This window comes from Klebsiella scottii (genome assembly GCF_036561945.1).
Lineage (GTDB): Bacteria > Pseudomonadota > Gammaproteobacteria > Enterobacterales > Enterobacteriaceae > Klebsiella > Klebsiella scottii.
In genome coordinates this window covers 179,003-200,494 of the sequence record NZ_JARXNI010000018.1, presented here as the reverse complement: position 1 = coordinate 200,494, position 21,492 = coordinate 179,003, and the positions used below count along the sequence as shown (strand labels likewise).

The following is a 21,492-nucleotide window of genomic DNA, read 5'->3' as shown; positions in this document are numbered from 1 at the left end:
CATACAATGACGAAATACTCCGTCAGTATACCACACTTCATCTGGCCTGCAGAGGCGCTACGACGCGCGGAAAAAGAGGCTGCGGACAGCCTCGGGCTGACCCTGTTTGAGCTGATGCGCCGGGCGGGAGAAGCGGCTTTCCAGCTGGCGCGAAGCCAGTATCCTGCCGGCCAGCGCTGGCTGATTCTTTGCGGCCACGGCAACAACGGCGGCGACGGCTACGTCGTTGCGCGCCTGGCGCAGGCTCAAGGGATTGAGGTAACGCTGCTGGCGCTGGAGAGCGAGAAGCCGCTGCCGGAGGAAGCGCACGCCGCACGCGAAGAGTGGCTCAACGCCGGCGGAACGATCCACGCGGCGGATATTGCCTGGCCGGAAGAGATCTCGCTGATTATTGACGGACTGCTGGGCACCGGCCTGCGCAGCGCTCCGCGCAAGCCTGTCGCGACGCTGATCGCGCGCGCGAATGCGCATCCGGCGCCGATAGTGGCGTTGGATATCCCCTCCGGGCTCAATGCGCAGACCGGAACCACGCCTGGGGCGGTCATCCATGCGGCCCACACGATAACGTTTATCGCCCCCAAGCCGGGGCTGCTGACCGGTAAAGCCCGCGACGTGGTTGGCCGGCTGCACTATCACTCTCTGGGCCTCGATAGCTGGCTTGCCGGACAAAGGTTCCCGCTGGCGCGCTTTGATGCCTCGCAGCTGGCGGGCTGGCTGCCGCCGCGCCGCGCAACCTCCCATAAAGGCGATCACGGCAGGCTGGCGATCGTTGGCGGCGATCGCGGCACCGCGGGCGCCATCAGGATGACCGGAGAAGCGGCACTGCGGGCGGGAGCCGGTTTAGTCCGGGTGTTGACCCATCTGGAAAATATTGCCCCGATTATTACCGCCAGGCCGGAGCTGATGGTGCATGAGCTTACGGCGCAGAGCCTCGATGAAAGCCTGCAGTGGGCTGATGTGGTGGCGATCGGTCCGGGCCTCGGCCAAAGCGAATGGGCGACGCGGGCGCTACGCCAGGTGGAGAGCTTTGCTAAACCGATGGTGTGGGATGCGGATGCGTTGAACCTGCTGGCAATCAATGCCGATAAACGTCACAATCGCGTGCTGACGCCACACCCCGGCGAAGCCGCCCGTTTGCTTAACTGCAGCGTGGCAGAAATTGAAAGCGATCGCTTACATTCTGCTCAACGTCTGGTAAAACGTTATGGTGGCGTGGTCGTGCTGAAAGGCGCGGGGACGGTGGTGGCCAGTGAAGCAGGTGAGATGGGTATTATCGATGCCGGCAATGCCGGTATGGCCAGCGGCGGAATGGGCGATGTGCTCACCGGTATTATTGCCGCTCTGTTAGGGCAAAAGCTAACGCCGTATGATGCTGCCTGCGCCGGTTGCGTGGCGCATGGCGAAGCCGCAGACCGACTGGCTGCCAGAGATGGCGTCCGTGGGATGCTGGCGACCGATCTCTTTTCCACGCTCAGGCGTGTTGTTAACCCGGATGTGATTGACGTAGACCATGATTAACCGAGTGATTCCTTTACCCGACGAGCAGGCAACCCTGGACCTTGGCAACCGCATTGCGCAGCTCTGTACGGGGGCCACGGTCATCTATCTGTATGGCGATTTAGGCGCGGGTAAAACTACCTTCAGCCGCGGCTTTTTACACGCACTCGGCCACCGCGGGAATGTCAAAAGCCCTACCTACACGCTGGTGGAGCCGTACACCCTCGAAAATTTGACGGTGTATCACTTCGATCTTTACCGCCTGGCGGACCCCGAAGAGCTCGAGTTTATGGGGATCCGTGACTATTTTACTGACGATGCTATCTGCCTGGTTGAATGGCCGCAGCAGGGCGCGGGCGTGCTGCCCGAGCCTGATGTTGAAATTCATCTTGAGTATCAGGCACAAGGGCGTGAGGCGCGCGTAACGGCAGTCTCCTCATTGGGTGAGTCTTTACTGGCGCGTTTAGCCTGAAGGATCGCGGGATGAAATATCGCATAACCTCTTGGCTGGCCGCTGCGCTGATGCTGTTTAGCATGCAGACCTTTGCGGCAAGTTTATCCGATATCCAGGTCTCTAACGGAGATCGGCAGGCCCGTATTACCATAAGCTTTATTGGCGATCCCGAATACTCCTTCAGCCCTCAGGGCAAACGCACCGTGGCGCTGGATATAAAGCAGACCGGCACCCTGCAGGGATTACCGCTGCTGTTTAGCGGCAGCAACCTGGTGAAAAGCATTCGCTCGGGCACGGCGCCGGATACGCAGTCTCTGCGCCTGCTGGTGGACCTGACGGAAGACGGCAAAACCCGCGCGGTGAAGCAGCAAAACGGCTCTAATTATACCGTTGTGTTCACTATTAACGCCGACGTCCCGCCTCCACCTCCGCCGCCTCCGGCGATCGTGAAGCGAGTGGAAAGGCCGGCGATTGCCCCGCGTCCGGTTCCGGTTGAGCCCGCGCGCAACCCGTTTAAGTCATCCGGTAATGAACGGCAAACGGCCATGACCGAGAGCCACGCCGTGACGCGTCCGGCCGCTCGCGCCGCGGCGACGGACGATAAGGTGATTATTGCGATCGATGCTGGCCACGGCGGCCAGGACCCGGGCGCGATCGGCCCGGACGGCACCAAAGAGAAGAACGTGACGATCGCCATTGCCCGCAAGCTGCGTGCGTTGCTGAACGCCGATCCGCTGTTCAAGCCGGTGCTGACCCGCGACGGCGACTACTTTATTTCGGTGATGGGCCGTTCGGACGTCGCCCGTAAGCAAAATGCCAACTTCCTGGTGTCGATTCACGCCGATGCGGCGCCGAATCGTGACGCTACCGGCGCTTCGGTATGGGTGCTGTCCAACCGTCGCGCCAATAGCGAAATGGCAGGCTGGCTTGAGCAGCATGAGAAGCAGTCCGAGCTGCTCGGCGGCGCCGGCGACGTGCTGGCGAACAGTCAGTCGGATCCCTACCTGAGCCAGGCGGTGCTGGATTTACAGTTCGGCCATTCCCAGCGCGTCGGGTATGATGTGGCGACTAACGTATTGAGCCAGCTGCAGCGGGTCGGCGATCTCCACAAGCGCCGCCCGGAACACGCCAGCCTCGGCGTGCTGCGTTCACCGGATATTCCGTCTATCCTCGTCGAAACCGGTTTTATCAGCAATACCGGCGAAGAGCGGCTGTTGGCCAGCGACAATTATCAGCAGCAGCTTGCCGAAGCGATTTATAACGGTCTGCGTAATTACTTTATGCAGCACCCGCTGCAATCAGCCCCGCGCGGCGAGCCCGCACAAACGGCCAGCGCCGCGTCGCCTGGCAGGACGTTGATAAATTAAGGAGTCAGTCATGCCGATTCAGGTTCTACCGCCGCAGCTCGCCAACCAGATTGCCGCAGGTGAGGTGGTGGAACGTCCGGCGTCGGTGGTTAAGGAGCTGGTAGAAAACAGCCTTGATGCCGGCGCGACCCGAATTGATATTGATATCGAACGCGGCGGCGCGAAGCTTATCCGCATTCGTGACAACGGCTGCGGCATCAAAAAGGACGAGCTGGCGCTGGCGCTGGCTCGCCACGCCACCAGTAAAATTGCCTCCCTTGACGATCTGGAAGCTATCATCAGCCTCGGCTTTCGCGGGGAAGCGCTGGCCAGTATCAGCTCGGTGGCGCGGCTGACCCTGACCTCGCGCACGGCGGAGCAGCAGGAGGCCTGGCAGGCCTACGCCGAAGGGCGCGATCAGGACGTGACCGTCAAGCCGGCGGCGCATCCGGTCGGCACCACGCTGGAAGTGCTGGATCTGTTCTATAACACCCCGGCCCGCCGCAAATTTATGCGTACCGAAAAGACGGAATTTAACCATATCGATGAAATTGTCCGCCGCATCGCGCTGGCGCGTTTCGACGTCACGATTAATCTCAGCCATAACGGCAAGGCGATGCGCCAGTATCGCGCCGTACCCGCGGGCGGACAGCGCGAGCGGCGGCTGGGCGCTATCTGCGGCACGCCGTTCCTCGAGCAGGCGCTGGCGATTGAATGGCAGCACGGCGATCTGACCCTCAGCGGCTGGGTGGCAGATCCTCTGCATACCAATCCGGCGCTGGCGGAGATTCAGTATTGCTACGTCAACGGCCGTATGATGCGCGACCGGCTGATCAACCACGCCATTCGCCAGGCCTGTGAAGATAAGCTCGGGGCCGACCAGCAGCCCGCTTTTGTCCTGTACCTTGAGATTGACCCGCACCAGGTAGATGTGAATGTCCATCCGGCTAAGCACGAGGTGCGTTTTCACCAGTCTCGGCTGGTCCATGATTTTATCTATCAAGGGGTGCTTAGCGTCCTCCAGCAGCAGCTCAGCGCGCCGCTGGCGGAAGAGGATGCGGGGCAGCCGGCGCGCCTTCAGGTACCGGAGAACCGGGTCGCGGCGGGGGCTAACCATTTTGCTCAGCCCGTCCCTGCGCGTGAGCCGGCCGCAGCGCGCTACGGCCGCGAAACGCCGCGCGAGCCTTCCAGTTCGGCTGGAGGCGGCGGCTGGCCGCATGCGCAGCCGGGATACCAAAAGCAGCAGGGGGCGCTGTATCGTCAGCTGCTGGAAACGCCGGCTGTCGAGCGTAAAAGCAGCGCCCCGGCGCCTGCTGCGGAGGGTTTATCCGGCCACAGCCAAAGCTTTGGCCGCGTGCTGACCATCGTTGATGGCGATTGCGCGCTGCTGGAACGTGACGGCAGGCTGGCGCTTCTGGCGCTGCCGGTGGCCGAACGCTGGCTGCGTCAGGCGCAGCTGACGCCCGCCGGGGAGCCGGTTTGCGGGCAGCCGCTGCTGATCCCGCTGCGGCTAAAAGTATCGGGCGCGGAAAAGGACGCGCTGGCGAAAGCGCAGGCGGCGCTGGTGACTTTGGGGATCGATCTGCAGTCCGATGCGCATCATTTGACGGTTCGCGCGGTGCCTTTACCCTTAAGACAACAAAATTTACAAATCTTGATTCCTGAACTGATAGGCTACCTGGCGCAGCGAAAGGCATTTGACGTCGGTGACATCGCGCAGTGGATCGCGCGCAACCTGGCGAGCGAACACGCGCAGTGGAATATGGCGCAGGCGATTAGCGTGCTGGCGGACGTAGAGCGTTTATGTCCGCAGCTGGTAAAAGCTCCGCCGGGTGGTCTGTTACAACCCGTTGACCTGGATTCGGCGATGAATGCCCTGAAAGATGAGTGATGTAACTGAGGCGAGCCTGCCTAAGGCAATATTTTTAATGGGCCCAACGGCCTCTGGTAAAACGGCGCTGGCCATTGCATTGCGTAAAATTTTACCGGTAGAGTTGATTAGTGTCGATTCCGCCCTTATCTATCGAGGAATGGACATTGGTACGGCCAAGCCGGATGCGGCAGAGCTGAGCGCAGCGCCGCATCGACTGCTGGATATTCTCGACCCGGCAGAGGCTTACTCCGCGGCGGACTTTCGTCGCGATGCGTTGGCAGAAATGGCGGATATCGTCGCTGCCGGGCGCATTCCGCTGCTGGTTGGCGGAACAATGTTGTATTTCAAAGCGTTGCTGGAAGGGCTGTCGCCGTTACCGTCGGCAGATCCGCAGGTCAGGGCAAAAATTGAGCAACATGCAGCAGAGCAGGGGTGGCACGCACTGCACCGGCAGCTACAGGAGATCGATCCCGTTGCCGCCGCGCGTATTCATCCAAATGATCCGCAAAGACTTTCCCGAGCACTGGAAGTTTTTTTCATTTCGGGTAAAACTTTAACGGAACTGACGCAAACGTCGGGAGACGCTCTGCCGTACAAGGTGCATCAGTTCGCCATCGCCCCGGCGAGCCGTGAACTGCTCCATCAACGCATAGAACAGCGTTTTCATCAGATGTTGGCTTCAGGTTTTGAAGCAGAAGTACGGGCGCTATTTGCCCGCGGAGATTTGCATACGGATATGCCTTCCATTCGTTGTGTAGGATATCGCCAGATGTGGTCATACCTTGATGGCGAGATCCCGTATGATGAAATGGTTTATCGAGGTGTTTGCGCCACGAGACAGTTAGCCAAGCGTCAGATAACCTGGTTGCGCGGCTGGGAAGATATTCACTGGTTAGACAGTGAACAACCTGAACAGGCGCTCAACAAAGTATTACAGGTAGTTGGTGCGAGCCAGGACTGAACGTGTACAATTAAACGGTATCGTGCGTAATTTTTTTTAAGAATCGTAAGGTTCTGAGTACAAAACAAGCATACATATAAGGAAAAGAGAGAATGGCTAAGGGGCAATCTTTACAAGATCCGTTCCTGAACGCTTTGCGTCGGGAACGCGTTCCGGTTTCTATTTATTTGGTGAATGGTATTAAGCTGCAAGGGCAAATTGAGTCTTTCGATCAGTTCGTGATCCTGTTGAAGAACACGGTCAGCCAGATGGTCTACAAGCACGCAATTTCCACCGTTGTTCCGTCTCGCCCGGTGTCTCATCACAGCAATAATGCTGGCGGCGGTACAAGCAACTATCACCACGGTGGTAGCGCGCAGGGTTCTTCTGCGCCGCAGCAAGACAGCGAAGACGCCGAATAAGGTTAATGCTGTTTTTCCAAGCCGGGGAGCCTGGTTTTACTCTATGAGTTTTTGGTTGCAGGAAGTCGGCATGTAGTGAATCCCCAGGCGTTTACAGCAGTAAATGGCTGGGGTAAACGAGTAAAGCCAATACTCACGCAACCAGAAAGACCACGAGTGACCCTGTTCCCCGCTGGTATTTTAGAAGGGGTTTACGCTTGTTTGACCGTTATGATGCCGGTGAGCAGGCGGTGCTGGTACACATCTATTTTTCGCAAGACAAAGATATGGAAGACCTTCAGGAGTTTGAATCCCTGGTCTCCTCTGCCGGTGTCGAAGCAATGCAGGTGATTACCGGTAGCCGTAAAGCACCGCACCCAAAATATTTTGTTGGTGAAGGTAAGGCTGTCGAAATTGCGGAAGCCGTAAAAGCGACCGGCGCGTCGGTCGTGCTGTTCGATCATGCCCTGAGTCCAGCCCAGGAACGTAACCTGGAGCGCCTGTGCGAATGCCGGGTTATCGATCGCACAGGACTTATTTTAGATATTTTCGCCCAGCGAGCGCGCACCCACGAAGGGAAACTGCAGGTTGAGCTGGCGCAGCTGCGCCATATGGCGACGCGCCTGGTACGCGGCTGGACCCACCTTGAAAGGCAAAAGGGCGGGATTGGTTTGCGTGGCCCGGGTGAAACCCAGCTCGAGACTGACCGTCGATTGCTGCGTAACCGCATTATGCAGATCCTCGGGCGGCTGGAAAAAGTATCGAAGCAGCGTGAACAGGGACGGCGGTCACGAGCCAAAGCCGATATCCCAACCGTGTCGCTGGTGGGGTACACCAACGCCGGGAAATCAACGCTGTTTAACCAGATAACCGAAGCTGAGGTGTACGCGGCGGACCAGCTGTTCGCGACTCTGGACCCGACGCTACGCCGCATCGACGTCACGGACGTTGGTGAAACTGTGCTGGCGGACACCGTGGGCTTTATTCGCCACCTGCCGCACGATTTGGTCGCCGCGTTTAAAGCCACGCTGCAGGAGACGCGTCAGGCGACGCTGCTGCTGCACGTGATTGACGCAGCCGATGTCCGTCTGCAGGAAAATATTGATGCCGTAAATACGGTTCTCGCCGAAATCGAGGCCGATGAGATCCCGGTACTGCTGGTGATGAACAAAATCGACATGCTTGACGATTTTGAACCACGTATCGACCGGGATGAAGAGAATAAACCGATTCGGGTCTGGCTCTCTGCGCAGACCGGAATTGGGGTACCGCTGCTTTTTGAGGCTTTGACGGAACGACTTTCCGGTGAAGTGGCCCAGCACACGCTGCGCTTACCGCCGCAGGAAGGGCGGCTGAGAAGTCGGTTCTATCAGCTTCAGTCGATAGAAAAAGAGTGGCTGGAGGATGACGGCAGCGTGAGTCTGCAGGTGCGCATGCCGATCGTTGACTGGCGTCGCCTCTGTAAACAAGAGCCAGCGCTGGTTGATTACGTGATTTGACCTTGCAGCTTGCCTGAAGATATTAACCCCTGTGGGGATATCAAAAACAAATATGGAGCATATACATGGCGTGGAATCAGCCCGGTAATAACGGACAGGACCGCGACCCGTGGGGGAGCAGCAATAACCAAGGCGGCAACTCCGGGGGAAATGGCAATAAAGGTGGTCGCGAGCAGGGGCCGCCCGATCTGGATGATATCTTCCGCAAGTTAAGTAAAAAACTTGGCGGTCTCGGTGGCGGCAAAGGGGGACAGGGAGGCGCTAGCGGCTCTCAGGGATCTCGTGGCCCGATGGGCGGACGTATTGTCGGCATCGTTGCCGCTGCCGCAGTTATTATCTGGGCAGCCAGCGGTTTCTATACCATCAAGGAAGCGGAACGTGGTGTGGTGACTCGCTTTGGTAAATTCAGCCATCTGGTTGAGCCGGGTCTTAACTGGAAGCCAACCTTTATCGATAACGTCCAGGCCGTCAACGTTGAATCGGTACGTGAACTGGCGGCTTCTGGCGTCATGCTGACGTCTGACGAAAACGTCGTGCGCGTTGAGATGAACGTGCAGTATCGGGTGACCGATCCAGAACGCTACCTGTTTAGCGTTGCCAGCGCCGACGATAGCCTGCGTCAGGCAACCGACAGCGCCCTGCGTGGCGTTATCGGCAAGTACACCATGGACCGTATCCTGACCGAAGGGCGTACCGTTATTCGTAGCGATACCCAGCGCGAGCTGGAAGAGACGATTCGTCCGTACGATATGGGTATTACCCTGCTGGACGTCAACTTCCAGACGGCGCGTCCGCCGGAAGAGGTGAAGGCCGCGTTTGACGATGCGATTGCCGCGCGTGAGAACGAGCAGCAGTACATCCGCGAAGCTGAAGCTTACACCAACGAAGTGCAGCCGCGAGCTAACGGTGCAGCGCAGCGTATCCTCGAAGAGGCGCGTGCGTACAAGACTCAGACCGTTCTTGAAGCTCAGGGTGAGGTCGCGCGCTTTGCGAAGATCCTGCCTGAGTACAAAGCCGCGCCGGAGATTACCCGCGAGCGTCTGTATATCGAAAGCATGGAAAAAGTGCTGAGCCACACCCGCAAAGTGCTGGTTAACGATAAGGGCGGCAATCTGATGGTTCTGCCTCTGGACCAGATGCTGAAAGGCGCCGGTACGCCAGCAGCAAAGGGCAATAGCAGCGGTGCGAACGATCTGCTGCGCCTGCCGCCTGCCTCCGGCTCAAGCAGCGCCAGCACCACGTCGACCACTACGGATGGCAACATTATGGACCAACGTCGCGCCAACGCGCAGCGTAACGACTACCAGCGTCAGGGGGAATAACGATGCGTAAACCTGTAATTGCGATTATTGCCATCGTGCTGGTAGTGCTTTACATGTCTATCTTTGTGGTTAAAGAGGGCGAGCGCGGTATTACGCTGCGTTTTGGTAAGGTACTGCGCGATAGCGAAAATAAACCGCTGGTGTATTCGCCGGGTCTGCACTTCAAGATCCCGTTCATTGAATCAGTGAAAACGCTCGATGCGCGTATTCAGACTATGGATAACCAGGCCGATCGCTTTGTTACCAAAGAGAAGAAAGACCTGATCGTCGACTCATACATCAAGTGGCGTATCAGCGACTTCAGCCGTTACTATCTGGCAACCGGCGGCGGCGACGTCTCCCAGGCCGAGGTGCTGCTGAAGCGTAAATTCTCTGACCGTCTGCGTTCTGAGATTGGTCGTCTGGACGTGAAGGATATCGTGACCGATTCCCGCGGTCGCCTGACTCTGGAAGTGCGCGATGCGCTGAACTCCGGCTCTGCAGGTACCGAAGATGAAGTCAGCACGCCGGCCGCTGACGATGCTATCGCCAAAGCGGCGGAGCGCGTATCGGCAGAAACTAACGGCAAGGTTCCGGTCGTTAACCCGAACAGTATGGCGGCGCTGGGTATTGAAGTCGTCGACGTACGCATCAAGCAGATCAACCTGCCGGCCGAAGTGTCTGAAGCGATTTATAACCGTATGCGCGCCGAGCGTGAAGCGGTTGCCCGTCGCCACCGTTCACAGGGCCAGGAAGAGGCTGAGAAGCTGCGCGCTACCGCGGACTATGAAGTGACCAAGACGCTGGCTGAAGCCGAGCGCCAGGGCCGCATCATGCGCGGTGAAGGCGACGCAGAGTCGGCGAAGCTGTTTGCCGATGCGTTTAGCCAGGATCCGGGCTTCTACGCCTTTATCCGTAGCCTGCGCGCCTATGAGAACAGCTTCCAGGGTAACCAGGATGTGATGGTTCTCAGTCCTGACAGCGATTTCTTCCGCTACATGAAGTCACCTGACTCCGCTCGCAAATAAGCGATTTAGTCAGCCAAAGGGCGCCTTGAGAAAGGCGCCTTTTTTATATTTTTAAATCAGGAAATAACTTTTAACACAACGGGTTATGCGTTTTATTCGCAAAAAAAGTGCATAATCAACGCGAAATGCCGGACAATAGGCGACACGGGTAAAAAACATCATGGCTCAAGCCCTGACGCTCTGCGGCGGCGGTGGTTTCGTTTCTCTCTAAGGGTTAATCATGAACTCAACAATCTGGCTGGCACTGGCGCTGGTTTTAGTACTTGAAGGACTGGGGCCGTTGCTTTATCCGCGCGCCTGGCGTCGGATGATCGCCACAATGAGCCAGCTGCCGGATAATATATTACGCCGTTTTGGCGGTGGCCTTGTGGTTGCCGGGATAGTCATCTACTACATGTTGACGAAATCACTGAGCTGATCAAAAAGTGGCCAGACCTGGCTGATATTGAGTGCAAAAAGTGCTGTAACTCTGAAAAAGCGATGGTAGAATCCATTTTTAAGCAAACGGTGATTTTGAAAAATGGGCAACAACGTCGTCGTACTGGGCACCCAATGGGGTGACGAAGGTAAAGGGAAGATCGTCGATCTCCTGACTGAACGGGCTAAATATGTTGTGCGCTACCAGGGTGGTCACAACGCAGGCCATACTCTCGTAATCAACGGTGAAAAAACCGTCCTGCATCTTATTCCATCAGGTATTCTCCGCGAAAATGTCACCAGCATCATCGGTAACGGTGTTGTGCTGTCTCCGGCTGCGCTGATGAAAGAAATGAAAGGACTGGAAGACCGTGGTATCCCTGTCCGCGAGCGTCTGCTGCTGTCCGAAGCCTGTCCGCTTATCCTTGATTATCACGTTGCGCTGGACGTTGCGCGTGAAAAAGCGCGCGGTGCGAAAGCTATCGGTACTACCGGTCGCGGCATCGGTCCTGCTTACGAAGATAAAGTCGCTCGCCGCGGTCTGCGCGTTGGTGACCTGTTTGATAAAGCCACCTTCGCTGACAAACTGAAAGAAGTGATGGAATATCACAACTTCCAGCTGGTGAACTTCTACAAAGCGGAAGCGGTTGATTATCAAAAAGTCCTTGATGACGTTATGGCAATTGCCGACATCCTGACGGCGATGGTTGTAGACGTTTCCGATCTGCTGGATCAGGCACGTCAGCGCGGCGACTTCGTGATGTTCGAAGGCGCGCAGGGCACTCTGCTGGATATCGACCACGGTACCTATCCGTACGTAACCTCCTCCAACACCACCGCAGGTGGCGTGGCAACCGGCTCCGGCCTGGGTCCGCGTTATGTGGATTACGTACTGGGTATCATCAAAGCTTACTCTACCCGCGTAGGGGCAGGTCCGTTCCCGACCGAGCTGTTTGATGACGTCGGCGAGTTCCTGTGCAAGCAGGGTAACGAATTCGGCGCCACTACCGGCCGCCGCCGTCGTACCGGCTGGCTGGATATCGTTGCGATTCGTCGCGCGGTGCAGATCAACTCCCTGTCCGGCTTCTGCCTGACCAAGCTGGACGTACTGGACGGCCTGAAAGAAGTTAAACTCTGCGTAGCTTACCGTCTGCCGGACGGCCGCGAAGTGACCACCACTCCGCTGGCAGCCGACAACTGGGAAGGCATTGAGCCGATTTATGAAGTCATGCCGGGCTGGTCCGAAACCACCTTCGGTGTGAAAGAGCGTAGCGGCCTGCCGCAGGCGGCGCTGAACTACATCGCTCGTATTGAAGAGCTGACCGGCGTACCGGTTGATATTATCTCTACCGGTCCTGACCGTACCGAGACGATGATTCTGCGCGACCCGTTCGACGCATAATTATCTCCAGGGGCGCCGATTGGGCGCCCCTTGTTTTTGCTGTCCACCCGCCCCATTTCAAATAAATTAACGGCCTGAGCGTCGGCTGGTTTATCATCAATATAGTCATACCCTGCGGATTCACCGCTTGCCCCTTACCCTGAGGTTGCTGTGCAGTTAACGAGTTTCACTGATTACGGATTACGAGCGCTTATCTATATGGCGTCGCTACCGGATGGCCGAATGACGAGTATCTCCGAAGTGACGGAGGTCTACGGCGTGTCGCGTAATCATATGGTAAAAATAATCAATCAGCTGAGTCGCTCTGGTTACGTTATGGCGGTGCGGGGAAAGAACGGGGGGATTCGCCTCGGTAAGCCGGCAAAAACGATTCGTGTTGGTGATGTGGTTCGCGATCTTGAGCCGCTATCGTTGGTCAATTGCAGCAGCGAATTCTGCCACATTACACCCGCCTGTCGCCTGAAGCAGGCGCTTGCAGAAGCGGCGCAAAGTTTTCTTAAGGAACTAGATAACTACACGCTGGCTGATTTGGTTGAAGAGAATCAACCACTTTATAAATTATTACTGGTGGAGTGACGTAAACTCTCATCAGAGATGACAACGGAGGAACCGACATGTCACAAGATCCTTTCCTGGACCGCGAAGCAGAAAAGTATGCGAATCCAATCCCTAGCCGGGAATTTATCCTCGATCATTTAGCAAAACGTGAAAAACCGGCCAGCCGAGACGAGCTGGCGATCGAACTGAATATCGAAGGCGAAGAGCAGCTGGAAGGGCTACGCCGCCGCCTGCGTGCTATGGAGCGCGACGGGCAGCTGGTGTTTACCCGCCGTCAGTGCTACGCGCTGCCGGAGCGTCTTGACCTGCTCAAAGGCGTGGTTATCGGCCATCGCGACGGCTTTGGCTTCCTGCGCGTTGAGGGGCGTAAAGACGACCTGTACCTGTCGTCTGAGCAGATGAAAACCTGTATTCATGGCGATCAGGTGCTGGCGCAGCCGCTGGGCGCGGACCGTAAAGGCCGCCGCGAAGCGCGTATCGTGCGCGTCCTGGTGCCAAAAACCAGCCAGATCGTCGGCCGCTATTTCACCGACGCCGGCGTGGGCTTCGTGGTGCCTGACGACAGCCGTCTGAGCTTTGATATCCTGATCCCGCCGGAAGAAGTCATGGGCGCGCGGATGGGCTTTGTGGTGGTGGTTGAACTGACCCAGCGCCCGACCCGTCGTACTAAAGCGGTGGGCAAAATTGTTGAAGTGCTGGGCGATAACATGGGCACCAGCATGGCGGTCGATATGGCGCTGCGCACCCATGAAATCCCTTATACCTGGCCACCGGCGGTGGAAAAACAGGTCTCCGTGCTGAAAGAGCAGGTGCCTGAAGAGGCCAAGGTTGGCCGCGTTGATTTGCGCGATCTGCCGCTGGTCACCATCGATGGTGAGGACGCCCGCGACTTTGACGATGCGGTTTACTGCGAGAAGAAACGCGGCGGCGGCTGGCGCCTGTGGGTCGCCATTGCCGACGTAAGCTACTACGTGCGTCCCGGTACCCCGCTGGACGGCGAAGCGCGCAGCCGCGGTACTTCGGTCTACTTCCCGTCGCAGGTGGTGCCGATGCTGCCGGAAGTGCTCTCTAACGGCCTGTGCTCGCTGAACCCGCAGGTCGATCGCCTGTGCATGGTTTGCGAAATGACGATTTCGTCAAAAGGTCGCCTGACCGGCTACAAATTCTATGAAGCGGTAATGAGCTCGCACGCGCGCCTGACCTATACCAAGGTATGGCATATGCTGCAGGGCGATAGCGAGCTGCGTGAGCAGTACGCGCCGCTGGTGAAGCATATCGAAGAGCTGCACACCCTGTACAAAGTTCTGGATAGCGCTCGTGAAGAGCGCGGCGGCATCTCCTTTGAAAGTGAAGAAGCGAAGTTCATCTTTAACGCCGAACGCCGCATCGAACGCATTGAGCAGACCCAGCGCAACGACGCGCATAAGCTGATTGAAGAGTGCATGATTCTGGCGAATATCTCCGCCGCTCGCTTCGTCGAGAAGGCGCTGGAGCCGGCCCTGTTCCGTATCCACGATAAGCCGACTACTGAAGCGATCACCGCTTTCCGCACGGTACTGGCGGAGCTCGGTCTGGAGCTGCCCGGCGGCAACAAGCCGGAGCCGCGCGACTACGCCGAGCTGCTGACCTCCATCGCCGATCGTCCTGACCATGAGATGCTGCAAACCATGCTGCTACGCTCGATGAAGCAGGCGGTCTACGATCCGGAAAACCGCGGCCACTTTGGCCTGGCGCTGCAGTCCTACGCGCACTTCACCTCGCCGATCCGTCGTTACCCGGACCTGTCGCTGCACCGCGCCATTAAGTATCTGCTGGCGAAAGAGCAGGGGCACAAAGGCAACAGCACTGAAACCGGCGGCTGGCACTACAGCATGGAAGAGATGCTGCAGCTGGGCGCGCACTGTTCGATGACCGAACGTCGTGCCGACGAAGCGACCCGCGAAGTCTCTGACTGGCTGAAGTGTGACTTTATGCTGGATCAGGTGGGCAACGTCTTTAAGGGCGTGATTGCAAGCGTCACCGGCTTTGGCTTCTTCGTCCGTCTGGACGAGCTGTTTATCGACGGCCTGGTGCACGTTTCATCGCTGGATAACGACTACTACCGCTTCGACCAGGTCGGGCAGCGTCTGATCGGCGAATCCGGCGGTCAGACCTACCGGCTGGGCGATCGCGTGGAAGTCCGCGTGGAAGCGGTCAACATGGACGAGCGCAAAATCGACTTCTCGCTGATCTCCAGCGAACGCGCCCCGCGCAACGTCGGCAAGACCGAGCGTGAGAAGGCGAAAAAGTCGAACGCCGGCAAACCTTCCGGGCGCCGTCGCCAGGCCGGGAAGCAGGTAAACTTCGAGCCGGACAGCGCCTTCCGTAAAGAGAAAGGCAAGTCTCAGCCCAACGCCGCTCAGCCTAAAGGCGAGAAAAAAGCGAAGAAGCCGTCGGCTAAAACGCAGAAAATAGCTGCCGCAACCAAAGCGAAGCGCGCGGCGAAAAAGAAAACCGCTGAGTAAGCGGGCATCAATCTTACAGGCCGGGACATCCGGCCTGTAAAGCCGAAACGGCAATATTAACAAGCAACGAGTACATCAATGAGTGAAATGATTTACGGCATCCACGCGGTGCAGGCCCTGCTGGAGCGCGCTCCCGAGCGTTTTCAGGAAGTCTATATTCTGAAAGGCCGCGAGGATAAACGCCTGCTGCCGCTGATCCATGCGCTGGAAGCTCAGGGCGTGGTGATTCAGGTCGCTAACCGCCAGTTTCTCGACGAGAAAAGCGAAGGCGCCGTGCATCAGGGAATTATTGCCCGCGTGAAGCCGGGGCGTCAGTACCAGGAGAACGACCTGCCTGAACTGCTCGCCTCTATCGATCAGCCGCTGCTGCTGATTCTCGACGGCGTCACCGATCCGCATAACCTTGGCGCCTGTCTGCGCAGCGCTGACGCCGCCGGCGTGCACGCGGTGATCGTGCCGCGGGACCGTTCGGCGCAGCTGAACGCGACGGCGAAAAAAGTGGCCTGCGGCGCGGCGGAAAACGTCCCGCTGATCCGCGTGACTAACCTTGCGCGCACCATGCGTCTGCTGCAGGAAGAGAACGTCTGGATCGTCGGCACCGCCGGCGAAGCGGACCATACTCTCTTCCAGAGCAAGATGACCGGCCCGATGGCGTTGGTGATGGGGGCCGAAGGTGAAGGGATGCGTCGCCTGACGCGCGAACACTGCGATGAGCTGATCAGCATTCCGATGGCCGGCAGCGTCTCCTCGCTGAACGTCTCCGTCGCGACCGGTATTTGCCTGTTTGAGGCCGTGCGCCAGCGCAGCTGATTAACGCCGGGCGCACGCTGCCCGGCGGCTACTCGTCCAGCGAGCGCAGGTGATCGTTCTTATTGAGGGTCATTAGCGCAACGATGCTGACTACCGCCGTCGCCATGACGTAGTAAGCCGGAATATCAAGATTACCGGTCTGTTTAATCAGGCCGGTAATAATCAGCCCGGCGCAGCCGGAAAACACCGCATTAGAGAGCGAATAGGCCAGACCAAGGCCGGTATAGCGCACCCTTGTCGGGAACATTTCTGCCAGCATCGCCGGTCCCGGCCCTGCCAGTACTCCCACCAGACCTCCGGCAATGAATACCACCGCGCCTTTTATCAGCAGAGTGCTGGATTCTGCCTGGAGAATTTTCAGCAACGGCAGCGCCAGTATCAGCAGCAGCGCCGCGGCCAGCACCATCACTTTGCGACGACCCCACTTATCGCTGAGTATCCCGGCAGGAAGAATGGTGAGCGCAAAGCCAATATTGGAGATCACCGCGATCAGCAGCGCCTGGTTAAAGCCGGTATGCAGCGACGACTGCAGGTAGGCGGGCATAATCACCAGGTAGGTATAGCCTGCGGCGGACCAGACCATCAGGCGACCGATGCCGGTGACAATCGCTTTCAGGGTATGGATCAGGTCGGCGCTGGCCTGCGGATGCTGCGGATGCTGCGGTTGCTGCTGCTGGCGGAGAAAGCCCGGCGTTTCCTCCATTTTTACCCGCAGCCAGAGCGCGACGATCCCCAGCGGGATGGCGAGGAAGAATGGAATTCGCCAGCCCCAGGCATGGAGCTCTTCCGGGCTCAGCACTGCGGAGATCAGGGCCACGATCCCGGCCCCGGCCAGCAGGCCGAGGGCGACGGTGAAGGATTGCCATGCGCCATACAGACCGCGCCTGCCGCGGGGCGCAAACTCGGTCATCAGCGAGACGGCGCCGCCATACTCCCCGCCGGCAAACAGCCCCTGCAGAATGCGCAGCCCGGTCAAGATCAGAGGGGCCGCCACCCCGATGCTGGCATACGCCGGCACCAGGCCAATTGCCGTGGTGGCGAGCGTCATCATCACCAGGACGACGATCAGCGTCGGCTTGCGGCCGATTCGATCGCCGATACGGCCAAAAATAATGGCGCCTAGCGGGCGGAAGAAAAAGGCGATGGCGAAGGAGGCGTAGGTCAGGATCAGGCCCGTCAGCGGCGCTTCGCCGGCCAGCTGAAAGAAATTCCGGGCGATAACCGTCGCCAGAAAGCCATAGACCGCAAACTCATACCATTCAATAAAGTTGCCGATAGATCCGGCGATCAGCGCGCGCTTGTGCGCGCCCGCAGGGCGTGTCGCGGTCTGCATAGGCCATCCTGATTTCAACAAAAAAACAGCAAGTGAATAAATTATTCCACAACTTTAACTTTATGAAATTTTAAATTCTTATGCCTGTGATGAGCCTCACGAAGGAGCGGATGGTTTTTTTGTGACCAGGCTCGCGGGCGCTCCCGGGCCAGGCTGACCATACTGAGTACAACGCCATTGACGGAGGGAAGCACTATGCACTGGCCAACTCATACCGTGTTTAATCAGCCGACGCCGCTGCTGAACAGCAACTTATTCTTGTCCGACAGCGCGCTGCGCGAGGCGGTAGCCCGCGAAGGCGCCGCCTGGGACGGCGATCTGCTGGCCAGCATCGGCCAGCAGCTGGGAGCGGCAGAGTCGCTGGAGCTGGGGAGGCTGGCGAACGTTAATCCGCCGGAGCTGCTGCGCTATGACGCGACCGGCACGCGGCTTGACGATGTACGCTTTCATCCCGCCTGGCATCTGCTGATGCAGGGGCTGTGCGCTAACCGGGTGCATAATCTCGCCTGGCAGGACGACGCGCGCGCCGGCGCTTTTGTGGCCCGGGCGGCCCGCTTTATGCTGCATGCGCAGGTGGAGGCCGGGACGCTATGCCCGATAACCATGACGTTCGCCGCCACGCCTCTGCTGCAGCAGTCGCTCCCCAGGCCGTTTAGCGACTGGCTGTCGCCGCTGCTGAGCGATCGCTACGATCCGCATCTGGCGCCGGGCAATCAGAAGCGCGGGCTGCTGATCGGCATGGGGATGACGGAAAAGCAGGGGGGATCGGATGTGCTGAGCAATACCACCCGCGCAGAGAAGAGCGCAGACGGGTTTTATCGTCTGGTGGGACACAAATGGTTTTTCTCGGTACCGCAAAGCGACGCGCACCTGGTGCTGGCACAGGCGCCCGGCGGGCTCTCCTGTTTCTTTGTGCCGCGCCTTCTGCCGGACGGCCAGCGCAATGCGCTGCACCTCGAAAGGCTCAAGGATAAGCTCGGCAACCGTTCTAACGCCAGCAGCGAGGTGGAGTTCTATGACGCCTGCGGCTGGCTGGTGGGAGAAGAGGGGGACGGCGTACGGCAAATTCTCAAAATGGGTGGCCTGACCCGCTTCGACTGCGCGCTGGGCAGCCATGCCTTAATGCGTCGCGCCTGGTCGGTCGCCTTCTATCACGCCTTTCAGCGCCAGGCGTTCGGGAAAAGCCTGGTCGAGCAGCCGATGATGCGCCAGGTGCTGGGTCAGATGGCGCTGCTGCTTGAGGGGCAAACCGCCTTTTTATTCCGCCTGGCGCGCGCGTGGGACAGGCGCGACGATGGGCAGGAGGCGCTGTGGGCCCGCCTGTTTACCCCGGCGGCGAAGTTTGCTATCTGCAAATCCGGGATCTCGTTTGTTGCCGAAGCGATGGAGGTGCTGGGCGGTATCGGCTACTGCGAGGAGAGCGAGCTGCCGCGCCTGTACCGGGAAATGCCGGTGAACAGTATCTGGGAAGGCTCCGGGAATATTATGTGTCTCGACGTCATGCGGGTGCTGAGCAAGCAGCCGGCGGCGCTTGAGCTGCTGGCGGCGGAGTGTGCGGAAGTCAAAGGGCAGAATCGCCATTTCGATCGCGCATGGCGTCAGCTGCAGCAGCTGCTGAGGCGGCCGGCGGAAGAGCAGGGCCGGGAGATAACCCGGCTGGTGTACCGGCTCGGCGCGGGAGCGCAAATGCTGCGTTACGCCTCGCCGCCGCTGGCTCAGGCCTGGTGTCGAATGATGCTCGACCCGCGCGGCGGCATGCGGCTGGACGCACAAACGCTGGATGACCTGCTGCTGCGCGGCACCGGACGCGGGCGCCAGGCGCCTCAGGCGTAGAGAATGGCCTGTACCCGCCAGCTATCCGGCTGCTGTTCCTCGTACATCTGGACGATGCGATACCAGGAGGCGCCCTGCTCATCGGCCTTAACGGCGATGGCATGCTCGACGTCCTGCTGGCTGCCGGCAATATTGTTGACGGAAATCAGGCCGATTTCATTCAGGCCAGTGACGCAGTCCGCGCTGGCAAATTCTGCGGACTGTGCTGCAGTATGCGCCGTTGTAGCGTTAAACAGCAGGCTGGGTAGGGTAAATGATCGTTTCATCGTCAGCTCCATTTTGCGTGGCCCGAGGGCAGTCCGTTGCTAACGTCCTGCCAGGTTGACTGGCTGAACGTTATTATGCACAGGAGAACGTGAATGGATGCAAAGCAATGTAAAGCGGGGTTAAAGACGTTGCACCGTTATTTACGGTACAGAATTGCCTGCGAATACCACTGGCCGGGAACCAGGGTGTCATCAATCATTATGATGACGTAGTAATCCGCTTTAGCCGCTTCTGCTTTGACCTTCAGCGCAGCTTCAACATCCATCGGCGAACCGTACATCAGCACGCTCACCGTCGCCATTTTTTGTAGCCCGCTGGTCTGGTTACGGTGTATCTCTTGCGGATGACTGGTCGCAGGTGGCGGGGCTTCTGGCGTTCCCTGCAGGGCGCTACAGCCGCTCAGAACGATCGCCAGTAACCACGGTGTTAACCTACGCATAACCATATCTCGTTTCCTGTTAGTCACAGTGTAGTGGTAGCCTGAATGACATTTCCGGGGAATGTTCCCGAATTGTTATCTCTGACGCGATTTTCGAATGAAAATGTTGTGAAAGCGTAACCCAGTTCTCAACATTATAAATCGCGGCTGAACCCACGCCTTGGGCTATATGTTAGCCCAAGGCACACCGCTACTCTAGAGACTGGAGACGATAAATGATTGTACTGGAAGTGCGTAATTTCGCGGGCGGTGAGGTGCTTCATGCCTGTCCCCGGAATGCGTCAGACCGGCCTCTGCCGTGTATCGTTTTTTATCACGGGTTTACCTCTTCGAAGCTGGTCTATAGCTACTTTGCCGTGGCGCTGGCGGAAGCGGGATTTCGGGTCATTATGCCCGATGCTGCGGAGCATGGCGCGCGCTACCGCGGTGATGAAAAAGGGCGAATGCAGCGCTTCTGGCCCATTCTGCTGCAGAACTTCGCCGAATTCGCCGCGCTGCGCGATGAGATCGCCGCGCAGGGATGGATTGCGGACGACAGGCTGGCGGTCGCCGGCGCATCGATGGGCGGAATGACGGCGCTGGGCATTATGACCCATCATCCGGAGCTGAAAAGCGTCGCCTGTCTGATGGGCTCCGGCTATTTCAGCAGCCTGGCGCCAGGCTTATTCCCTTCACCCTCCCTGGACGCGGAGCGGCTGAGCGAGTGGGACGTCAGCCATCAGCTGGCGACGCTCGCCAGCAGGCCGCTGCTGCTTTGGCACGGCGATGAGGACGACGTGGTGCCGCCGGGCGAAACCTTCCGTCTGCAGCAGGCCCTGCAGCAAAGCGGCCTGGCCGGCAACCTGACCTGCGTCTGGCAGCAGGGCGTTCGCCATCGCATTACGCCAGAGGCGCTGGATGAAACGGTCGGGTTCTTTAAGCGTACGCTTTAAGCGCGGTGACGGGCTGAACCCTTCGTCTCCGTAGCGGAGGCGAAGGGGTAAAAAACCGGAGGTTAGCGATAGATTGCGGCGCTGGCGTGGATCGCGCCGTTGCTTTCCGGCTCATGGATCAGGATCGGCTGGAAGTATTTCGCTCCCTGCGCGTCGCTCAGCTGGTTAAGGGCCTTGTCGGCCTCCTGCTCAGTGGCCATATTGTGGTTGATATAGATAACGCCCAGGCTCTGTACATCGTCCATGTTACGCGCCTGGCGTCCATCGATTTTGATGGCTGCCAGCGCGTTGGCGCTCAACAAAAGCGCAGCCATTACGGCAATGAGGATGTATTTCATAATCAACGCTCCTTATAACTGTCCTGACGTTAACCCGGACTCCCTTGGGCTATGGATTACTCTTGATATAAGTGTAATCACTCCCTGCCGGGTGCATCGCGACCATTTCTGATGAAGTTGTTCAAAAAAGTGTCGCAGCCGCCGTTGATTAATTTTAAATCACTGACTTAGCGCGGCTTTGCCGTTAGTGCGAATTATTTGTGCAATTCGCTTGTCTTCCTGGGGCTCCGAACGTAGAATGACGCGTCAATTTTTCAGCCGCCCTTTAACCACGTTCCTTGCCTCCATGGGCCGCGGCTGACCCAGACAGGAGGCTGAAT

Annotated in this window: 20 protein-coding genes; 16 read left to right on the top strand and 4 right to left on the bottom strand. The window is 58.4% G+C overall.

Annotated elements, in window-relative coordinates; all coding sequences use genetic code 11:
• Positions 1-6 precede the first annotated feature (6 nt).
• From nnr to rlmB, 14 genes are all read left to right on the top strand, one after another.
• The gene (gene nnr, locus QFI97_RS02825; protein ID WP_346430596.1) at positions 7-1,518 is read left to right on the top strand and encodes a bifunctional ADP-dependent NAD(P)H-hydrate dehydratase/NAD(P)H-hydrate epimerase; all 1,512 of its coding nucleotides are present in this window, start codon (positions 7-9) and stop codon (positions 1,516-1,518) included.
• On the top strand, positions 1,511-1,969 hold the full coding sequence (tsaE, locus tag QFI97_RS02820; protein ID WP_095104414.1) for a tRNA (adenosine(37)-N6)-threonylcarbamoyltransferase complex ATPase subunit type 1 TsaE: 459 nt from the start codon (positions 1,511-1,513) through the stop codon (positions 1,967-1,969). The genes nnr and tsaE overlap by 8 nt, the downstream gene beginning before the upstream one ends.
• Before the next feature lie 11 nt (positions 1,970-1,980).
• Positions 1,981-3,318, top strand: coding sequence for an N-acetylmuramoyl-L-alanine amidase AmiB (gene amiB / locus QFI97_RS02815; RefSeq protein ID WP_346430549.1), 1,338 nt, complete (start codon positions 1,981-1,983; stop codon positions 3,316-3,318).
• A 10-nt stretch (positions 3,319-3,328) separates the two neighbouring features.
• Positions 3,329-5,188 (top strand): DNA mismatch repair endonuclease MutL, encoded by a 1,860-nt coding sequence (gene mutL, locus QFI97_RS02810; RefSeq protein ID WP_346430548.1) that lies wholly within the window; start codon positions 3,329-3,331, stop codon positions 5,186-5,188.
• Entirely contained in the window at positions 5,181-6,131 is a 951-nt protein-coding gene (gene miaA / locus QFI97_RS02805; protein ID WP_346430547.1) for a tRNA (adenosine(37)-N6)-dimethylallyltransferase MiaA, read from the top strand. The genes mutL and miaA overlap by 8 nt, the downstream gene beginning before the upstream one ends.
• 92 nt (positions 6,132-6,223) lie before the next feature.
• Entirely contained in the window at positions 6,224-6,532 is a 309-nt protein-coding gene (gene hfq, locus QFI97_RS02800; RefSeq protein ID WP_041143712.1) for an RNA chaperone Hfq, read from the top strand.
• Between the two features lie 197 nt (positions 6,533-6,729).
• On the top strand, positions 6,730-8,010 hold the full coding sequence (hflX, locus tag QFI97_RS02795) for a ribosome rescue GTPase HflX (RefSeq protein ID WP_095104406.1): 1,281 nt from the start codon (positions 6,730-6,732) through the stop codon (positions 8,008-8,010).
• A gap of 65 nt (positions 8,011-8,075) precedes the next feature.
• The gene (gene hflK, locus QFI97_RS02790; protein WP_346430546.1) at positions 8,076-9,332 is read left to right on the top strand and encodes an FtsH protease activity modulator HflK; all 1,257 of its coding nucleotides are present in this window, start codon (positions 8,076-8,078) and stop codon (positions 9,330-9,332) included.
• A 2-nt stretch (positions 9,333-9,334) separates the two neighbouring features.
• Complete coding sequence (gene hflC, locus QFI97_RS02785) at positions 9,335-10,339, top strand: protease modulator HflC (protein ID WP_041143715.1); 1,005 nt, start codon at positions 9,335-9,337, stop codon at positions 10,337-10,339.
• 220 nt (positions 10,340-10,559) lie between these two features.
• Positions 10,560-10,757 (top strand): DUF2065 domain-containing protein, encoded by a 198-nt coding sequence (locus tag QFI97_RS02780; protein ID WP_095104402.1) that lies wholly within the window; start codon positions 10,560-10,562, stop codon positions 10,755-10,757.
• Positions 10,758-10,859: 102 nt separating this feature from the next.
• On the top strand, positions 10,860-12,158 hold the full coding sequence (purA, locus tag QFI97_RS02775; protein ID WP_095104400.1) for an adenylosuccinate synthase: 1,299 nt from the start codon (positions 10,860-10,862) through the stop codon (positions 12,156-12,158).
• Positions 12,159-12,308: 150 nt separating this feature from the next.
• The gene (gene nsrR / locus QFI97_RS02770) at positions 12,309-12,734 is read left to right on the top strand and encodes a nitric oxide-sensing transcriptional repressor NsrR (protein WP_041143718.1); all 426 of its coding nucleotides are present in this window, start codon (positions 12,309-12,311) and stop codon (positions 12,732-12,734) included.
• 38 nt (positions 12,735-12,772) lie between these two features.
• Positions 12,773-15,220, top strand: a complete 2,448-nt coding sequence (gene rnr / locus QFI97_RS02765) for a ribonuclease R (RefSeq protein ID WP_346430545.1) — start codon at positions 12,773-12,775, stop codon at positions 15,218-15,220.
• Between the two features lie 78 nt (positions 15,221-15,298).
• Complete coding sequence (gene rlmB, locus QFI97_RS02760) at positions 15,299-16,030, top strand: 23S rRNA (guanosine(2251)-2'-O)-methyltransferase RlmB (RefSeq protein ID WP_095104396.1); 732 nt, start codon at positions 15,299-15,301, stop codon at positions 16,028-16,030.
• 28 nt (positions 16,031-16,058) lie between these two features.
• Here rlmB and QFI97_RS02755 read toward each other — a convergent pair whose 3' ends face one another.
• Entirely contained in the window at positions 16,059-17,363 is a 1,305-nt protein-coding gene (locus QFI97_RS02755; protein ID WP_346430544.1) for an MFS transporter, read from the bottom strand.
• A gap of 195 nt (positions 17,364-17,558) precedes the next feature.
• Between QFI97_RS02755 and QFI97_RS02750 the strand changes: the two genes are divergently transcribed.
• Positions 17,559-19,196 carry an isovaleryl-CoA dehydrogenase gene (locus tag QFI97_RS02750; protein WP_346430543.1) on the top strand — a complete coding sequence of 546 codons (1,638 nt, stop codon included), beginning with the start codon at positions 17,559-17,561 and terminating at the stop codon, positions 19,194-19,196.
• Here QFI97_RS02750 and yjfN read toward each other — a convergent pair.
• Together yjfN and bsmA are read right to left on the bottom strand one after the other, a co-directional pair.
• The gene (gene yjfN, locus QFI97_RS02745; protein ID WP_041147507.1) at positions 19,187-19,462 is read right to left on the bottom strand and encodes a DUF1471 family protease activator YjfN; all 276 of its coding nucleotides are present in this window, start codon (positions 19,460-19,462) and stop codon (positions 19,187-19,189) included. The two genes, QFI97_RS02750 and yjfN, sit on opposite strands and share 10 nt — an antisense overlap.
• Positions 19,463-19,599: 137 nt before the next feature.
• Positions 19,600-19,908: a biofilm peroxide resistance protein BsmA gene (gene bsmA / locus QFI97_RS02740; RefSeq protein WP_095104388.1), complete on the bottom strand. Its 309-nt coding sequence runs from the start codon at positions 19,906-19,908 to the stop codon at positions 19,600-19,602.
• Positions 19,909-20,117: 209 nt separating this feature from the next.
• On the opposite strand from bsmA, the gene yjfP reads away from it, so the two are divergent.
• The gene (gene yjfP, locus QFI97_RS02735) at positions 20,118-20,834 is read left to right on the top strand and encodes an esterase (RefSeq protein ID WP_095104386.1); all 717 of its coding nucleotides are present in this window, start codon (positions 20,118-20,120) and stop codon (positions 20,832-20,834) included.
• Between the two features lie 62 nt (positions 20,835-20,896).
• Here the strand turns inward: yjfP and QFI97_RS02730 are convergent, their stop codons facing one another.
• On the bottom strand, positions 20,897-21,172 hold the full coding sequence (locus QFI97_RS02730; RefSeq protein ID WP_095104384.1) for a YdgH/BhsA/McbA family protein: 276 nt from the start codon (positions 21,170-21,172) through the stop codon (positions 20,897-20,899).
• Positions 21,173-21,492 lie beyond the last annotated feature (320 nt).